The sequence below is a fragment of the Enterococcus termitis genome (assembly GCF_001730305.1).
GTDB lineage: Bacteria > Bacillota > Bacilli > Lactobacillales > Enterococcaceae > Enterococcus_L > Enterococcus_L termitis.
The window spans coordinates 26,099-43,114 of the sequence record NZ_MIJY01000034.1 but is presented as its reverse complement, the minus strand read 5'-3'; the positions used below and the strand labels follow the sequence as shown (position 1 = coordinate 43,114).

At 36.3% G+C, this 17,016-nt stretch carries 14 protein-coding genes and 1 riboswitch; of the genes, 9 read left to right on the top strand and 5 right to left on the bottom strand.

Translation table 11 applies throughout. From position 1 onward, the window contains the following. Window positions 1-46: 46 nt before the first annotated feature. On the bottom strand, window positions 47-481 hold the full coding sequence (nrdI, locus tag BCR25_RS12625; protein WP_069663950.1) for a class Ib ribonucleoside-diphosphate reductase assembly flavoprotein NrdI: 435 nt from the start codon (window positions 479-481) through the stop codon (window positions 47-49). A 162-nt stretch (window positions 482-643) separates the two neighbouring features. On the opposite strand from nrdI, the gene BCR25_RS12620 reads away from it, so the two are divergent. From BCR25_RS12620 to BCR25_RS12590, 7 genes are all read left to right on the top strand, one after another. After that, complete coding sequence (locus BCR25_RS12620; RefSeq protein WP_069663949.1) at window positions 644-1,105, top strand: phage tail protein; 462 nt, start codon at window positions 644-646, stop codon at window positions 1,103-1,105. Window positions 1,106-1,277: 172 nt separating this feature from the next. After that, entirely contained in the window at window positions 1,278-3,056 is a 1,779-nt protein-coding gene (locus BCR25_RS12615) for a BglG family transcription antiterminator (protein ID WP_069663948.1), read from the top strand. A gap of 104 nt (window positions 3,057-3,160) precedes the next feature. After that, window positions 3,161-4,564, top strand: coding sequence for a glycoside hydrolase family 1 protein (locus tag BCR25_RS12610; RefSeq protein ID WP_069663947.1), 1,404 nt, complete (start codon window positions 3,161-3,163; stop codon window positions 4,562-4,564). Next, window positions 4,561-6,405: a beta-glucoside-specific PTS transporter subunit IIABC gene (locus BCR25_RS12605; RefSeq protein WP_083242677.1), complete on the top strand. Its 1,845-nt coding sequence runs from the start codon at window positions 4,561-4,563 to the stop codon at window positions 6,403-6,405. The genes BCR25_RS12610 and BCR25_RS12605 overlap by 4 nt, the downstream gene beginning before the upstream one ends. A gap of 94 nt (window positions 6,406-6,499) precedes the next feature. After that, a riboswitch (TPP riboswitch) is annotated at window positions 6,500-6,598 on the top strand. Between the two features lie 54 nt (window positions 6,599-6,652). Continuing rightward, entirely contained in the window at window positions 6,653-7,234 is a 582-nt protein-coding gene (gene thiT, locus BCR25_RS12600; RefSeq protein ID WP_071879537.1) for an energy-coupled thiamine transporter ThiT, read from the top strand. A 368-nt stretch (window positions 7,235-7,602) separates the two neighbouring features. Further along, window positions 7,603-8,901, top strand: a complete 1,299-nt coding sequence (locus BCR25_RS12595; protein WP_069663945.1) for an MFS transporter — start codon at window positions 7,603-7,605, stop codon at window positions 8,899-8,901. 107 nt (window positions 8,902-9,008) lie between these two features. Further along, the gene (locus BCR25_RS12590) at window positions 9,009-10,565 is read left to right on the top strand and encodes a hypothetical protein (protein ID WP_069663944.1); all 1,557 of its coding nucleotides are present in this window, start codon (window positions 9,009-9,011) and stop codon (window positions 10,563-10,565) included. Window positions 10,566-10,824: 259 nt separating this feature from the next. On the opposite strand, the gene BCR25_RS12585 is transcribed toward BCR25_RS12590, so the two are convergent. Continuing rightward, window positions 10,825-11,223, bottom strand: coding sequence for a VOC family protein (locus BCR25_RS12585; RefSeq protein ID WP_069663943.1), 399 nt, complete (start codon window positions 11,221-11,223; stop codon window positions 10,825-10,827). Between the two features lie 226 nt (window positions 11,224-11,449). Between BCR25_RS12585 and BCR25_RS12580 the strand changes: the two genes are divergently transcribed. Further along, window positions 11,450-12,625: a glycoside hydrolase family 3 protein gene (locus BCR25_RS12580; protein ID WP_379975126.1), complete on the top strand. Its 1,176-nt coding sequence runs from the start codon at window positions 11,450-11,452 to the stop codon at window positions 12,623-12,625. Window positions 12,626-12,758: 133 nt separating this feature from the next. Here BCR25_RS12580 and BCR25_RS12575 read toward each other — a convergent pair whose 3' ends face one another. The 3 genes from BCR25_RS12575 to BCR25_RS12565 form a co-directional block, all read right to left on the bottom strand. Next, window positions 12,759-13,610: a MurR/RpiR family transcriptional regulator gene (locus BCR25_RS12575; protein WP_069663941.1), complete on the bottom strand. Its 852-nt coding sequence runs from the start codon at window positions 13,608-13,610 to the stop codon at window positions 12,759-12,761. A 187-nt stretch (window positions 13,611-13,797) separates the two neighbouring features. Next, window positions 13,798-14,637, bottom strand: coding sequence for a Cof-type HAD-IIB family hydrolase (locus BCR25_RS12570; RefSeq protein WP_069663940.1), 840 nt, complete (start codon window positions 14,635-14,637; stop codon window positions 13,798-13,800). 32 nt (window positions 14,638-14,669) lie between these two features. Continuing rightward, window positions 14,670-15,053 (bottom strand): VOC family protein, encoded by a 384-nt coding sequence (locus BCR25_RS12565; protein WP_083242692.1) that lies wholly within the window; start codon window positions 15,051-15,053, stop codon window positions 14,670-14,672. Window positions 15,054-15,494: 441 nt separating this feature from the next. Here BCR25_RS12565 and BCR25_RS12560 point away from each other — a divergent pair, with 441 nt between their 5' ends. Continuing rightward, window positions 15,495-17,003 carry an Lsa family ABC-F type ribosomal protection protein gene (locus BCR25_RS12560; protein ID WP_069663939.1) on the top strand — a complete coding sequence of 503 codons (1,509 nt, stop codon included), beginning with the start codon at window positions 15,495-15,497 and terminating at the stop codon, window positions 17,001-17,003. The last annotated feature ends 13 nt before the right edge of the window (window positions 17,004-17,016 follow it).

The window sequence follows — 17,016 nt, the reverse complement described above, 5'->3', positions numbered from 1 at the left end:
GCGTAATTCATCGAATTATGTCCCAGTCTTTTCGTTCAATAAAACGCTAATTTTTGCTGGCGTTAACCAAAATAGCATACACCTGCTCAATATCTTCTTGTGTGCCGCGAAGTTCATAATCAGCTAAAAAAGGAAACGAAAAATTTTCAGCATATTGCTTAGCGGTTAAGCAGTATTGATGATTAAAATTTTTATTGCCACTACCCACAACACCTAAACAGTAACGGAAATTACCATGATAATCCAAATAGTCACGCATCGTTTCAGTAAGAATTTCTGTATCCCCGTTATCTACACCATTTCCACCATCTAAATACGTTGGAACAAATGTAAAAAAAGGTTCTGTCTCATCTTCAAATACTGAATTTTCATGAATTTCTTTGATTTCAATAGGATCATTATGTGTTGAAGCTGCGTAATCAGCCAAACGTGTAACAAATGAGCGAGTATTACCAGAGATAGATATATATAGGATTTTCATCATTAGAACCTCCAAAAATTAAGTAGTTTACCTCTCTAACTATAGTGAAAGATTCCACAAAATACAACTACTTCTTTGATTTTTAACCAGCAATTCGATTATTTGTCAGGGGCTGTACTATTCCTTATAATAAGCCTATAAAAATAGAAAAGAGGAGTCCAAATGTCTTACAAAGTAGATTTCAAAAATGTATCAACTGTCGGTTTTGAAAGCTCTCCGGTGGCAGAAGCAATGGCTGGATTACGTGCAAATGAAGCTCGATATTATTGGAATAAATACAAACATGAATTTGTCACTGTTCCTGCAAGTGAAGACCCAGAAACACTGGCTTGGATAGAAAAAATTTTAGCAGAGCGAGACATAAATTTTCCATATAAACCTTTGGAAGTCACAAGCTTTGTAGTAGACGGTATAAAAATGGCTTATGTTTTTTATGAAAATGGATTATCTGTTAACGTGATGTATACCCTTGAAGAAGGTGGGAAAAGAGCGGTCGGTTTTAAGCTTTCTGACGGTATGGATGTACCCGTCGAGTTTGACGGAAAATTCAAATTTGCTCGACAAAAATCAAAACTTGCTGGAACGATTCGAGGCTCATTTTTTGTAATCAAAGGTGAATATTAAACCAGCTTTAATAGTAAGTAGTAAAGAAAGATGAAGAAAAGTGAACTCCTCGCTTTTTTTCATCTTTCTGTTTCTTCAAAAAAACAAAGATTGAACAAGTAAATGCAATCAAGTAAAATAAATGAAGAACTTAATTATTCGTTGTCTGATTGTTAAGAAAGAAGGTAAACAAATGTTCACCCACAGACAGTTATTGATCCTTTCATTTTTATTATCTGATTCCTTTTCTTTTTCTAGTTCGTTTCTTTCCTCCATTTTAAACGTGTCAGAAAGAACAATTCAATTAGAAGTACAGGAAATAAACAAACTACTGCCAGATGATGGTTCTTTTTTTTATTTAACCAAAAGAAAAGGACAGACACAGAATTTGACACCAGAGACTCTTGCTTGGCTGAACCAATTAATAAAAGAAAACAAAGAGCAAAATTCCAGTGAATTTGAGCGTCAAAATCTAATTTTACTTGTGTTGCTTTTTGAAAAAGAGTATTTGAGCATGGAGGAACTTTCTAAACGGATTTATGTGTCAAAAACAGCTATTCATAAAGAAATGGAACAATCATGGAAACTACGGGAGTTTATTGAAGTCTCTGCTCAAAAAGGCTTGAAAATTAATCGTTCTGAGCCAGAGAAAAGGAATCTATTAGCGAAATTATTTAATTATGACCGTTCGTTGAATACACTCCTAAAGTTACCTAATGATACACAGCTCATCTTCGAACAGGTAAAAACAGTGACTGATCGTTTATTTTATGAACATCAGTATTTTATTTCGGGAAAATCATTGGCCTTGTTTCAAAATTATTTAGTTTCGACTATCATAAGGAATCGAAAGGGTTTTTATTTATCAGAACAAGAGCAACAGGCAGCCGCAAAAGTGGAACTATCTTCGCTGTTAAAAGAAATAATTCGTGAACTAAATTTGGCTATTTCCAAAGAAGATATGTCTTATATTCAAGTAAAATTAAATGAATTGAACGTTACGAATTACACTGGAGAAGTAACAGCTCTCTCTCACTATACATTCATAAAAGATAAGCTTGCTACCTTTTATAAAGCTGTGGACAGAGAACTAGGAATCACTATTCAACCAACTGCTGACTGGGAAAATAAATTTATTATTCATATGCATAAGCTGATCATTCGTCTGGCAAATGGAAATGACAATGATAATTACAATAAAAGAAAAATCAATCAAGAATATCCTTTAACACTACAAGTGATCAGGGATTATTTTGAACCGATTTTTGGCCTAGCGATTCCTGAATCAGAACAAGCCTACCTTGCATTATATTTTGCTGAATTTATTGAATACGAGGAGCAACAGCTGCAGCTTCTGTTTATCACAGATAATCTGCCGAGCTTGATTTATCGTACAAAGGAATTGATCAAAGAATATTCGGGTTATAAAATCATTTCCATAAAAAATGTAACGATCTATGAGTATTTAAGGAATCCACAGAGATATGAAGAACACTATTTCCTTTTATTAACAACTAGTGAGCGAGTCATACTTGAAAGTAAACGAGCGTTTTTGATCAAAGATATGCCGACCAAACAGGATTTACAGTTGCTAAAAGAATATTTTACGATGTTGCTCACACATCAAAATAAGGAAAAACGAAAATGGTTTGAAACCACCTATCTTCATAAGACGAACAAGAATAGTATTTCTAAACAACAAAGAATAAACGAACGCACAGCCAATACTAATCAAGTGATCAAAGATGAAATAGTGCTTGAGGAACCAATTATTTTTATCACTCGTTTTGACAAAGAAATACCATCCAGTATCAACATTACTCAGTTAAAAAAGAAATATAAGCACAGAGGGAAAGAAATAGAATTTGTTATTCAGAGTAGTTATAATCCTCTCGAAGGACAAGTTCAGCTGTTTTTTAGTGAATTAAAAAAAATGCTGACGGTCAAAGAATTAAAAGCACGAATTGAATAAAAGCCATTCACTCTTTTTCGGATGTATTCTGAAAAAGAGTGAATGGCTTTTATCTATGGAAGTGAATAAAATGAAGAAAGAAATCAAAGAAATGGAGTGGTTAAATGTACCATAAACAAATTGAACGTTTTCCAGATACGTTTTTATTTGGTGCTTCAACATCATCTTTTCAAGTAGAAGGTGGTCAAACAAGTGGCGGTCGTGGAGAGGCGCTTCATGATCGCAGTCCTAAAAAAGCAGGCATCACAGATTTTTCAACGGCAAGTGATCATTACCATCGTTGGGAAGAAGATATTGACTTGTTTCATGAATTAGGATTAAAGGTCTATCGTTTTTCTATGTCTTGGACTAGAATTATGCCTGATGGAAAAAACGTGAATCAAGAAGGCCTAGCTTTTTATGATAAGATCGTTGATAAATTAGTAGGCTACGGCATCGAACCGTTAGTGACTATTTATCATTTTGAATACCCTTCCAAGCTGGTTGATGATTTTGGTGGTTGGCTTTCTCCAAAAAGTATTGATGCCTATGAAGAATTTGCTAACGTTTTATTCACCCATTTTGGCGATCGTGTGAAGTATTGGCTGACGATCAATGAGCAAGATCATGTCATTAAAATCAGCGAACGCTTAGGTCTATCTAAAGAGAGTGAAGGGGTGGAATTTGAAGGACAAGTCCAACAAGCTAACTACTATATGTGTGTGGCTACAGCTAAAGTAATTAAGCTGGCGCATGAGATTATTCCAAATGTTAAAATTGGTCCAGCAGTTAATCCGATGCCGGCAATCCCTGCATCTGCGAATCCATTGGATGTTATAGCCTCAATGACTTTTAATGAACTGTCTCATTATTATATTTTAGATTTACACTGTCGCGGAAAATTCTCCCCAATTCATTGGAAGTATATGGAAGATCGTGATATTTGCCCAGAAGTTAAAGAGGAAGAATTGCAATTAATGGCAGAAAATACGCCAGATTTCATTGGAATCAACTATTACCTCAACCAAACAGTAGCCCACAGTGAAAAAGAAAAAATTGAGTTACGCGGTCAAGGTGTGTTCATGGAAGAAGAAGCAGGAATTTACAAGCTAGTTGAAAATAAAGAAATTCCTCAGACTGATTGGGGATGGAATATCTGTCCTGAAGGATTAAGCATTGCTTTAATGGATGTATACAATCGCTATCAATTGCCGATGCTTATCACAGAAAATGGGTTAGGTGCCTATGACGAAGTCGTTGAAGGAGAAATTCACGATACGTATCGAATTGATTTTTTAGCTAATCATTTAAAACAAATCAAGGATTGTCTGAGCTTAGGTTTTCCAATTATCGGTTACTGTGCTTGGTCTGCTATTGATCTAGTAAGTGGACGAGAAGGAATGGATAAACGATATGGATTTATTTATGTCAATCGAACCAATGATGAGTTAAGAGATTTAAATCGTATAAAAAAAGATAGTTTTTACTGGTATCAAAATGTAATTCAAGAAAGGGGATACTCATTATGAGTAATCAAAAGATTGCCCAAGAGGTCTTTGAACAGGTAGGCGGAGAAAAAAATATCGCAAATGCAACCCATTGTGCGACGAGATTAAGGTTAAACTTAAAGGACAATCAGCAAGTAGATCTTAAAGCGCTGGATCAGATTGATGGCGTGATCAAGGCACAGTTGAGTAATGGTCAGCTTCAAGTGGTTTTGGGAGGCAAAGTAAATGATGTTTACGAGGAATTTATGAACCTGCTTGGTGGAAGTACAAATGAGCGTTCTTCTACGGTAGAGAAGAAAAAATTTAGCTTTGGTTTACTGATTGAAACGATTTCTGGTATTTTTAGTCCAGTACTGCCAGTATTGATTGGCTGTGGGATGATTCAAGCCTTAAATGCCGTTTTAGTGAATTTCAAATTGATCGATGTTGAATCAGGCTTATATCAAATCCTTCAAATGACGGGAGACTTGATTTTTTATTTCTTGCCATTCTTCTTAGCTGTCAGCGCAGCGAGAAAATTCAAAACGAGTGAATATTTGGCTATTGCTTTAGCTGCTGCTTTTATGTATCCGACCATTATGAATGGCGCGATGAATGCAGCTGAAACAGGGATTAAAAGTATTGATTTATTAGGGTTACCAGTCTTATTTGTTAATTATAAATCAACAGTATTCCCTATTATTTTTTCTGTATGGGTACTGAGCTACCTTTATAGATTTATCGAGAAAAAGACACCGGAAGCCTTTAGAATTCTTATTTCGCCATTGTTAACATTAGTTATTATGATTCCTTTACAATTAATTGTTTTAGGACCAGCGGGTTCTTACTTAGGAAACTATATTGCCGTTGGTGTGAATTACATCTACACAGCTGGCGGGTTTTTAGGTGCCTTTCTTTTAGGGGCACTCCGTCCAGTATTAGTGATGTTTGGTATGCATTATGCCATTACGCCAATAATGGTACAGGAGTTAGCAGAAACAGGAATCACCATTATTTTACCAGCATTATTGGTAGGAAACTTAGCACAATCTGGTGCTGCTTTTGCAACAGGCTTTTTGATCAAGGATAAGGCACAAAAATCAGGAGCATTTACTTCTGCATTTACTGCACTTTGCGGAATTACAGAGCCTGCGATGTATGGTTATAATTTGAAATATAAAAAACCATTTTACGTGGCTTTAGCAGCTGCCGGTATTTCTGCCGCGTACCTGTCTATTTTTCATGCCTATAGCACAGCTGTGGCTTTACCAGGAATTTTAGCTTTGCCAACGTACCATGCAGATAATTATATTCACATTATTATCGGTGTTTTAATTGCCATTATCGGTGCGTTCGTCGGTACTTTAGTAATCGGAATTAAACAAGAGCCAGAACAACAAGCCGAGGTTTCCAAAGAAATTTCTGAAAAGATTTACTCACCAGTGAATGGCAAAATGCAATTATTGGAGACAGTTAAAGATGATGTGTTTTCACAAAAATTGATGGGAGATGGTGTAGCGTTTATTTCAAATGATGGGAAAATATATGCACCTATTTCAGGAGAAATTACTATGTTGTTTGATACGCATCATGCCATTGGTATTCGTTCAGAATCAGGTATAGAAATATTGATTCATGTTGGGCTTGATACTATAAATTTAAAAGGAGCAGGCTTTAATCCACAAGTAAAAGTGGGAGATAAAGTGACGAATCAGCAATTGCTGCTGACATTTGATCAAGAAGCAATTATAGAAAAAGGCTATGATCCAATTATTCCATTGGTAATTACGAATCATTCAGAATTTAAAGATATTCGAAAGAAAATGAATGGAACAGACTTGTCTGTTCAAACGGGTGATTGGATCATTGAGATAGAAAACTGATTTTGCTCTTTTGTTTTATTTCTTTACTTTTAAGGCAAGAAATGATACGCTTTTTATGTTATCTAATTATGATAACAATTAAAATTAAATAGAACCCATCACAAAGGGGAGCCTTGGCTGAGATTGAGTACCTACTCTAAACCCTTCGAACCTGTTCGTTAATACGAGCGTAGGAATTGTGATGGAGTAAATACATGTATTTTTACTCCTCCTTTGTGAATTGGTTGTTCTACAAGGAGGAGTTTTTGTGCAAAGAAAAGCAGAACTACAAGTTTGGATCGAAGGAACGATCGTTGCCGCGATTGCGATGATTTTATCGTTTATCCCAACAAACATCGGCAGCAGTTTTTCCGTATCATTAGGAATGATTCCAGTCACACTTTTTGCCTTAAGAAGAGGGTTAAAAGCTGGGTTCTTCTCTGCATTTATCTGGGGATTGCTTCATTTTCCGCTAGCTCAAGTGTATTATTTGACGCCGATCCAAGTCGTGATCGAGTACATTTTGGCATTTGGCTTTGCTGGTTTTGCCGGGGTATTTAGTGAAAAACTACAGCAAACGATTAAAAATGGAGAGTTTAAGAAAAGCAGTTGGATCATTTGTTATGCGACCGTTCTAGGTACGTTGATGCGTTACTTCTGGCATTTTATTGCTGGAGTGATTTTTTGGGGAAGTTTCGCTTTATGGGGAATGAATCCATGGTTGTTTTCTTTTGTGATGAATGGTGTCAGTGCCTTAGCAACAGCTATTGCAACAGCTTTATTTCTGATTGTGTTACTAAAAATTAATCCTAATTTATTCTTACCAGAAAAAGGCACAAAATTTATGTAACAAAATAATAAAATTAAGTAAGTAGAAAACTCAAAGTTCATTGTTTAGCTGATTTTTTAATGAAATCAATACAAAAACGGTTAGCGCCTCTAAGAATAGTAAGCGATTCACGGAAATTGCAAGCATCAGAGTACGTTTACAAACGGATAATAAGTGGTACGTACCTGATGCTCTTCCAATTTTTGTGATTGTCTGGCTATTTTTGGAGGGCTTTTTTTTCGGTGTTTATTCGGATGTAAAGCCCCAAAGAAAACGATTTTTTCGTTAAAATTGTGCTGCTAGCCAACTTCAAGTACAATCATCCTATAAAGAATTGTATCTAATCAATAGTAGAAATCGAGCAATAAAAAAATATAGGAGTGGTTGGGATGGAAAAAAATGTTCATGGGGTTGAAAATATTCGCTGGAAGAAGAACTTTTATTTGTTTTTAACAGGACAGTTTTTATCAGGAATTACGAGTATGGTTGTACAATATTCGATCATTTGGTATCTTACAAAAACCACAGGATCAGCGACAGTTTTAAGTTTAGCCACGCTTTTGGGGATGTTGCCTATGGTGATATTGAGTCCGTTTACAGGACCTTTGATCGATCGCTGGAATAAAAAAGTATTATTGATTGTCACCGATATTATTGTGGCGCTGTTTGCTATTATTCTATCGATTGCTGGAACAGTTTCCGCGGAATTTCCATTATGGCTGGTGTTTGTCTCGTTATTTGTTCGCTCTGTTGCCCAAACGTTTCAGATGCCGACGATTCAATCGATCCTGCCAACTATGGTACCAGAAGAAGAATTGACGAAAGTCAATGGACAATTTGGTATGGTTCAATCAGCGAATTTTATCATTGCGCCAGCACTCGGTGCGGTCTTGTATGCTATGGTATCAATGAATTTTTTGATTTTACTTGATGTACTGGGGGCTGTCTTTGGGGTTGGACTATTATTCTTTGTTACAATTCCAAAGATCATGTCAGAAGGAGAACCGATTCATCTTTTAGCAGATACGAAATTTGGATTTAAAAAATTATATGAAAATAAAGGACTATGGTATATTACGATCGTCGGAGCCATATTCATGCTGCTATTTATGCCCGCTGCAAGTTTATATCCTCTAATGACAATGAATTATTTTAATGGAACGGTGGGACAAGCTGGGCTTGTTGAAACGGTCTATTCAGTGGGAATGCTGGCAGGAGGTGCAGTGATCGGTATTTTTGGGAAATGGAAAAACCGTATGATACTGATTTTTGCTGCGTATGGCGTTATTGGTGTAACCATTGGGGTGAGCGGATTATTACCAGGTACCAATAGCGGTTTTATTTATTTTGTGCTGCTGAATTTGATTGCTGGAATTGCTACACCCTATTTTAATACATTATTGATGGCAATGATCCAACAAAGCTATGAACCTAGTGTTCTTGGACGCGTTTTAGGCGTGTTGAATTCCTTAATGAGTATTACTGGACCAGTGGGACTGATTTTTGCTGGACCGTTGGCGGACAAGCTCGGTGTGGAAAAGATGTTTGTGATTGCTGGAGTCGGGGCATTGTTTTGCGGAGTGATCAATTTTATGATTCCGGTGGCTAGAAACTACGACAAAGAATTGCAAAAACGGCTGGAAGAAGAAAAGAGAAGAAATGATTCCGAGCAGGTAGATCAAGAGTGATAAGAAAGTATACACACGAGCTTTAGTCTGAAGTTCGTGTTTTTTTATTCCTATATTTATGAGTTGAAATCTATGGTACAATAAGCAAAAAAAGGAATATTGATTAAATGAAAAAAAGTAGTTATTGGATAATAGTATTGGCGTTGTCTTTCTTATTGGTTTTAGTATCAACAGAGTATGTAAATGCACAGAGGTATGTCGAGGATGATCTCGAATCACTGGAAGAGAGCACCTTTGAGTATGTTTCAAAATTAAATTCAGAGAAGTTCTCAGCTCTAGAAGGTTCACCAGAGTTGGGAATTGCTTTGACAACGGATGTGGAACCAGCAGGGAATCGTTTAGATTACCACATTGATAATGAATTTCGAAATTTTGATTTCCAAAATCGTACGAATCCTAACAACATTCTTGTTATTTTTACTTTAGCAAAAGGGGATTTGACCATTGCTCATAGTGAAGAAATACAATCTTTTGTTGCACCATTAAATGAAGATATTGAGATGAAAAAGCGTATTTGGCGCTTGATTCAAGAAGAAAAATACGATGAGGCTGTCATCGATATTTCTAACTATATCTATACCAATGTTGAACAAGCAGTTAATGAAAAAGGCTGGGCAAAGATTTATGAAGATAGTGCACTAGCAAGGCAAGAAGAACAACGGTTGCGTGAAAAAAAGAGAAATACATATATTTTTATCGCTGTTTCAATCGGTGTGTTTAGTATCGCAGTATCCTTTTTTTATCGACAATTTATTTCCAATAAAGCGAAGCGGCATTTTTATTCTCACAAGATACTCCCAAAAAAATTGGAAAGAGATGAAAGCTTTTGCCAAAAAGAATTTGATCACTGGTTGAAAAACCGTCAGAAAATCTATCTTTTCTATAAAACTGAGTACGAGGCAACTAGAGCGATGAAACACTATTTTATCCATGAATTCTTACCTGTGAAGCTCGCTCAGTTTAAAGCCATCAAGGAAGAGCATAAGCACTTGCTTATGAGAAGTCTAAATAACCAAGCGATTAGTGCGTATTTCATAGAACACTATTTTTCAGAGGATAAATTTAGCTTCATTTCGTTTACAGAAATCCTTGTTGAAGCAAATGACGTTTCAAAAGCTTATTGTGAAAATCTTCTAAGCAAGTTAAGTACTGAGATATCAGATTTTTCATTGGAAGAGGAACTGTTAGAAGACAAATGGCCGATGATACCAGAATATAAACAAGAATTATATAAAATCACAAAAGAAAAGATCTTTTGTAACCATACGAACGCGGAGTATCTTGAACGCTATTTATTGGATGGGCTAAGCTATGAACAAATGCTGGACGATCTTTCGAATGATATAGGAGCAGTTATTATGGATAGTCTAAAAACTGCCCTTTTCACTGTAGATTTAAATGAAGTGTATAAACTAGAGCTGCTTTATAAAGAGATCATCGAAAATGATTTTTCAGATGAGGATTTGGCGGAGGTCATGCAGGCTTTAAAAGTTGGCTATCGAGGGAATAAGACAACAATTCTAAAACTAAAAAGTGTAGCAAAAACTGCGATTATTGAAAGACAAGACATCATTAAGGATAGAAATAGAGGAGAAAAAACGATTTTACGTGTTGATTTTAGGGAAAGAGAAGTGAAAACACTCTTTCGACCGAAAAGTAAATAAAGTGATGGGGTTGAAATAATAACTCTCCGAGTGATACCTGCTCACATGGAATCTAGACAAACGGTGGAAGAGTCGTAAATAAGCTGAAATTGCTCTGTTTGAAAGCAATTTCAGCTTATTTTTTGATATTAAAGTCTTTGTACATATGTTCTAAAATCTGATTAAATGGTGGTAAAAGGGGCAACGCCACTAGGCTACGACCTTAATCACATGAAAGTTTTAAATTTTTGAACATGATTAGATAGGAAAGACTGTTTATTTACATTTGCATCCAAGTTGGTTCCAAGGTATTTCCATCTAGATCTTGAACTTCAAGCCCAAACATCTGATCTTCCGGCATGCCCATATCTACCTTATAGAAATCACCGCCATTTGCTTTAGCAGTTTCACCAAACTGTTTCACTGCATCGGCACTTTCTAAACTAAATGAAACCAAAACGCCACTTGTCGTATGAGCATCAGCGATTTTTTTGTCCTTGATAAACTTACTATAAAACTCATGATTCAACAACATGATCCAAAAATTATCGTCCCAAACCATGGAACTTGCTTCTTCTGTAGAAAAGTCTTCGTTCTTCTTAAAGCCTAATTTTTCATAAAACTCCGTTGATTGCTGCACGTCACTCACTGGAAAATTTACAAAAACCATTGTAGCCATAAAAACTCAACCTTCTCTCTTTTTTTGTTTTGTACGAGTAGAGCATCTCACACGACCTTTTTTTTGTCAAAAATAATTGATTAAATCCTCCTGTTTTTTTTGCACTCACTCTTTGGAACAGTTCAATGTTTGTGACTAGCACATTTGCCGTATAAGCTGTTAAAATAGATAAGGAAACTATTGCTAATTTAGGGGGGAGAGCACCATCAATCATAAAAAAACACTAATCAGTGCAAGTTTGATTTTACTGATTATTTTTGGCATCAGCTTAGGAGTGATTTTACTGGTGAATCAACAGACAGACAAAGTAGAAAATGAAAAAAATAGTCAAACAAGTAACTCGGACCGAACGACTCATTCAACTCCAAAAGAACCAGCAGCTAAGACGCAAAAAGAACTCCTTCACTCGATGATCGAGTCGATGAGCTTAGAAGAAAAAGTTGGACAGTTGTTTTTAGCTCGTGTACCAGTGGAAGGTCAAATTGAAAGCATTCAAACAAATCATTTAGGCGGCTATTTATTATTTGGCAGAGATGTTGAAATGGAAACACCAGAGACACTAAAAGAAAAAATAGCTGCTTATCAAGCAGCAAGTAAAGTCCCTTTGTTTATAGCATCAGATGAAGAAGGAGGCACAGTTTCTCGTTTGAGTTTAGGAGCAAATTTAGTGCCCAAGCCTTTTCAATCTCCTCAAGAAATCTACAGAGAGTCAGGGTTAGCTGGCATACGCAAAGATGTTCAGCAAAAAGCTGCTATTTTTCATGAATACGGTATTCAAGGCGGATTATTTCCGGATGCAGATGTAGCAACTGATCCAGAAGCGTTCATTTATGAGCGTACCTTAGGACTGGATGCACAAAAAACGAGCGAGTATATAAAGGAAACTGTAACAGAATTAAAACAGCAAAAAATAGCATCTACGTTAAAACATTTCCCAGGATACGGCAACAATCGAGATTCCCATGTTGAGATCGTCTATGATTCTAGAAGTATAGAAGAGCTTAGAAGCAATGATTTTCTCCCTTTTCAGGCGGGAATCGCGGCAGGCGCAGACAGTGTTCTAGTTTCTCATACAATCGTGACAAGTATTGACGAGGCAATGCCAGCATCTATCTCAAAACCAGTGCACGATCTATTGCGAAATGAATTAGGCTTTCAAGGTGTGATCATGACTGATGATATGGATATGGCCGGATTAGCTAATTTCATTTCACAAGAAGAGGCGGGATTGGCAGCTTTACAAGCTGGAAATGACATGATCTTATCTTCTTCTTTTCAAGAACAGATTCCTTTTGTAGTACAAGCGATCAAGCAAGGAACCTACACAGAAGAAGCTGTGGATCAATCTGTTTATAGAGTGCTAAAAATGAAGATGGATCTTGGGGTGATCGATCAGAAATAATAGCGAAAGGGTACAGAGCAAAAGGAAAGAGCAAATTTGACGTATCCTCAAAAACTGAATAAACGACATGACAAAAGCATTTAGCTGCCTTTTACTTCTCAGAGCTAAATGCTTTTGTCGAGGTCTTTGTTATCTAAATCAAATCTGGGTTCATTTTTTGATAATTTTCTAATTTATATGCTAAGTTTCTTTCATAGTCTAAATGAAAAACACTCAAATATAAGCGATCAAAAAGATACATTAATGAAAGTCTGGTCGAAAAAGATGAAATCTTATTATAGTGATTTTCAAGAGAAGAAAAGAAGAGCAGACCATCCACTTGCATTTGACGTAGAGGACTATTTTTGGAGGTGATCAATAAAATCTTTGTTTGATTTTTCCTAAGGATCTCCATGATTTTTTTCACACTTGTTCCGCGTCCTTCATACGAAACGATGATCGCCAAATGTTCAGGTGTGCTATTGGCGGCACTCAAATTTTGCATATAATCGTCCATAGGAACATTGATACGCTTACCGATCTCTTGCATTTGAAACTGGAAATTTTGAGCAAAATAAATATTGGCAGAAGAAGCGTATATATCGATATATTTCGCTTCAGCTAGCAGTTTACTATTATGACTCATACGATCAAAGTCATTCGTATCGATCGTTGACTGTACAGTTTGCTCATAAACTGTTTTTAGTTTCTTTGTCATCGCATAAAGATTATCTTCAGCAGATATTGGATAGTCGATATCGATGATCGGTGTTGCTCGATGCTCATTTAAAGCATTGACTAAAGCTAGTTTAAGATCATTTAAACCGTCAAGATCAAGCTTATTTATGAGCCGATAGATCGTTGAAATGGAAACATAAGAATGCTCGGCTAAATCCTGCGGAGATAAATGGATCACCTTATCTGGAGAGCTAAGAATATAGTCAACCAATGTTTGCTCACTGGCGGTCAATGGTTCTAAATTTTTTAATTTAAAAAGTACATTCATTGTATCAGACACCTTTCAGTTACGTTTGTCCATCTAGTTATAGTATAACTGATAAATGTCTATTACGTATAAAAGAGGTAAAGAAAAAAGCATTTAGCTCCAAAGGAGTTGCTTTTTCTCGTCGATTATTCAGAGTTGAAATCCAAAATGAAACTGATTTTTATTTAAGTTCCAACGTCATTATTGCTTAAAGAATTTCGGCTAATGCTTTAGCGATGCCGTCTTCATTATTTGAATGGGTGATTTTCGTGGCTGCTGCTTTCAGCTCATCAACAGCATTTCCCATTGCAACACCAATGCCGGCATAATTGATTAGGGACAAGTCATTATGTCCGTCGCCAAATGAGACGATATGCTCTGGATGGATACCTAGTGGTTTTAGTGTTTGTTCAAGCGCATGCGCCTTATCGATTCCTTGATCCGTAAATTCAAAATACATCGGGGCAGAAAAAACACCGCTGACGATGTGTTTAAAAGGAGCTAGAATTTTTTCAGCATTGTTCTTCAGATATTCCGGCTGAGCAGCAACTAATATTTTATGCAAAGGAAAATCAACAAAGTTGGCTAAGTCTTCTTTTTCACATAATTGGAAATTGCCGCCGCGAGATTCATATTCAATGATATTGAACGGTTCGCTTGCCCCCTCTAAATCAAGCATTCCATCATAGACATTATTTACGTACATATATTCATCTTTGGCGATCATTGGCTTTACATCAAAATTCTTTAAATGCTCTAAAATAGCTTTACTTGTCTCGATAGCCAGCGGTTGACTGAAAAGTTCCTTTTGCTCACTGACATCAACTACATGAGCGCCATTATATGAGACGATCATACCGTTATATCGATCCAGCTGCAATTCATCTACATATTTCAACATTCCGGGAGTAGGTCTGCCAGATGCCAGTACAACCTTGATACCTTGTTTTTGAGCGGTGATCAATGCTTCTTTTGTTTGTTTTGAGACTTTTTTATCATCATTCAATAAGGTTCCGTCGATGTCTAATACAATAGCTTTGATAGTCATATGTGTTCCTCCTGATTCCTTGTACATTTTATTTAAACCGTCAATTCTAGACGATTTCCTTCTGGATCAGCAATGACAGATTCATAATACCCATCACCAGTTGTTCGGCAAGGACTTAATAATTCATAGCCTTCCATCACTAAAACATCCGTTAGATTATCTACACTTTGTTTGCTGCCCAAAGAGATGGCTAAATGAGCAAAACCTAGCGGCTCATTTCCTTTATGGCGATAAGTCACGTCATCCCGCTGCATAATTTCCAGTCTAGCGCCGTTTTCAAAGGTTAAAAAATAAGAACGAAAACTTGTCTTCGTATTATGGTACAGCTCAGATGCTTGTACATTGAAATACGTTTGATAGAACGCACGCATTGCTTCTAAATCTTTTACCCATAATCCAATATGTTCAATTTTCAAAATAATCCCTCCATCAATCATCATTTACACGTATTAGTATAAAACAAAACAGCCCCTTAAAATGCCTTTTGGGAATAATTGATAGATTTTTTTCAAAAGAGCCTAAAAGGGATCAGCAAACATGGAAAAAAAGTGTCAAACACACGCTAATTTTGGAGATAAAAAGGAGCAGTTCTTGACAAATGCTAAATCAACATGCTATATTGTAAACAATAAAAATCGAAGTGAGGGATCCGTGCATTGAAAAATTAAGTCAATTTGTTGAAGCTGCATTCAGACTGTAACTTGAGAGTAATCAAGGGATCAGTGTGCAGATTTTCAGAATTGGCATTAATTTTTCAGTGTATGGGTCTTTTTGTGTACGACTAACTGAAAAAGCCAGTTCTGAAAAGTGTCGAAGGAACCCCAAAGTTCCTTCAGCTTTTTTAACGAGGTGATAGAATGTCTAAAATCGAAATAAAAAACTTAACCTTTGGGTATGATTCCCAAGGAACATTACTATTTGAACAAGCCAACCTAAATTTTGATACAAGCTGGAAACTAGGCTTGATCGGAAGAAATGGTCGTGGGAAAACGACACTGTTGAATATCTTACAAGGAAAATTAAGCTACAGTGGGAAAATTGAGCATCAACTGGACTTTTTGTATTTTCCTCAGCCGATCAAAGATAAAAAACAGCTAACCTATTATGTTTTGCAGGAGATCAGTGATTTTGAACAATGGGAAGTTGAGCGCGAGCTAAATCTTTTAAACGTTGATCCTGATATTCTATGGCGTGAATTTGAAACCTTATCTGGCGGAGAACAAACGAAGGTATTACTGGCCTTATTATTTATTGATGACCAGTACTTTCCTTTGATCGATGAGCCGACGAATCATTTAGATATCGAAGGTCGTAAACAAGTTGCTGAATATCTGAAAAAGAAACGCCAAGGCTTTATCGTCGTTAGTCATGATCGTTCATTTGTTGATGAAGTGGTAGATCATGTATTGTCAATCGAAAAAAGTCAGTTAGAACTTTATCAAGGCAATTTCTCAGTGTATGAAGAACAGAAAAAAATCAAAGACGAATTTGAGTTTGCTCAAAATGAAAAAATCAAAAAAGAAGTGACACGTTTGCGGAAAACAGCGGCTGAAAAAGCCGAATGGTCTCGTTCAAGAGAACAAGATAAATATGGAAAATCAACTGAAAAAGGCAGCGGTGCAATTTATGACACAGGCTTTATCGGTGCTAAAGCAGCTAAAACGATGAAGCGATCAAAAACGATAGAAAATCGGATGGACATTCAGCTCGCTGAAAAAGAAAGTTTGCTGAAAGATATCGAATATGTCGATCCATTGACGATGAATTATCAGCCGAGTCATCACAAAAGAGTTTTAACAGTTGAAAAACTAACATTGGGTTATCAGGACAAAGAATTGTTTCAACCGATTTCCTTTACATTAAACCAAGGGGAGCGTATTGCTCTGATCGGCCCAAATGGTTCTGGTAAATCATCGATCATTCGTCTATTATTAGGACAATTCGACGGAAAAAGCACCGGAACGATCATTCGACCAGAAAATGTGACGATCAGTTATGTCCGTCAAAATTATGAAGATAATCAAGGAACCTTGACGGAATTTTCAGAAGCGCAAGGACTGAACCATCAGGAATTTCTCAATAATCTGCATAAGTTGGGCATGGAAAGAGAAGTCTTTCAGAATCGAATCGAGCAAATGAGTATGGGACAGCGTAAAAAAGTTGAATTAGCCAAGTCTTTAGCGGTACCAGCAGAATTATACATTTGGGATGAGCCGCTGAATTATCTAGATGTGTTTAATCAAGAACAGCTGGAGCAGTTGATTTTGTCTGTTAAACCAACAATGCTTATAGTGGAACACGATCAGGCGTTTTTGAAAAAAATTGCTACCCAGCTTATTTCTTTAGAAAATCATGAGACTGTTTAGCCGATCGAACGGA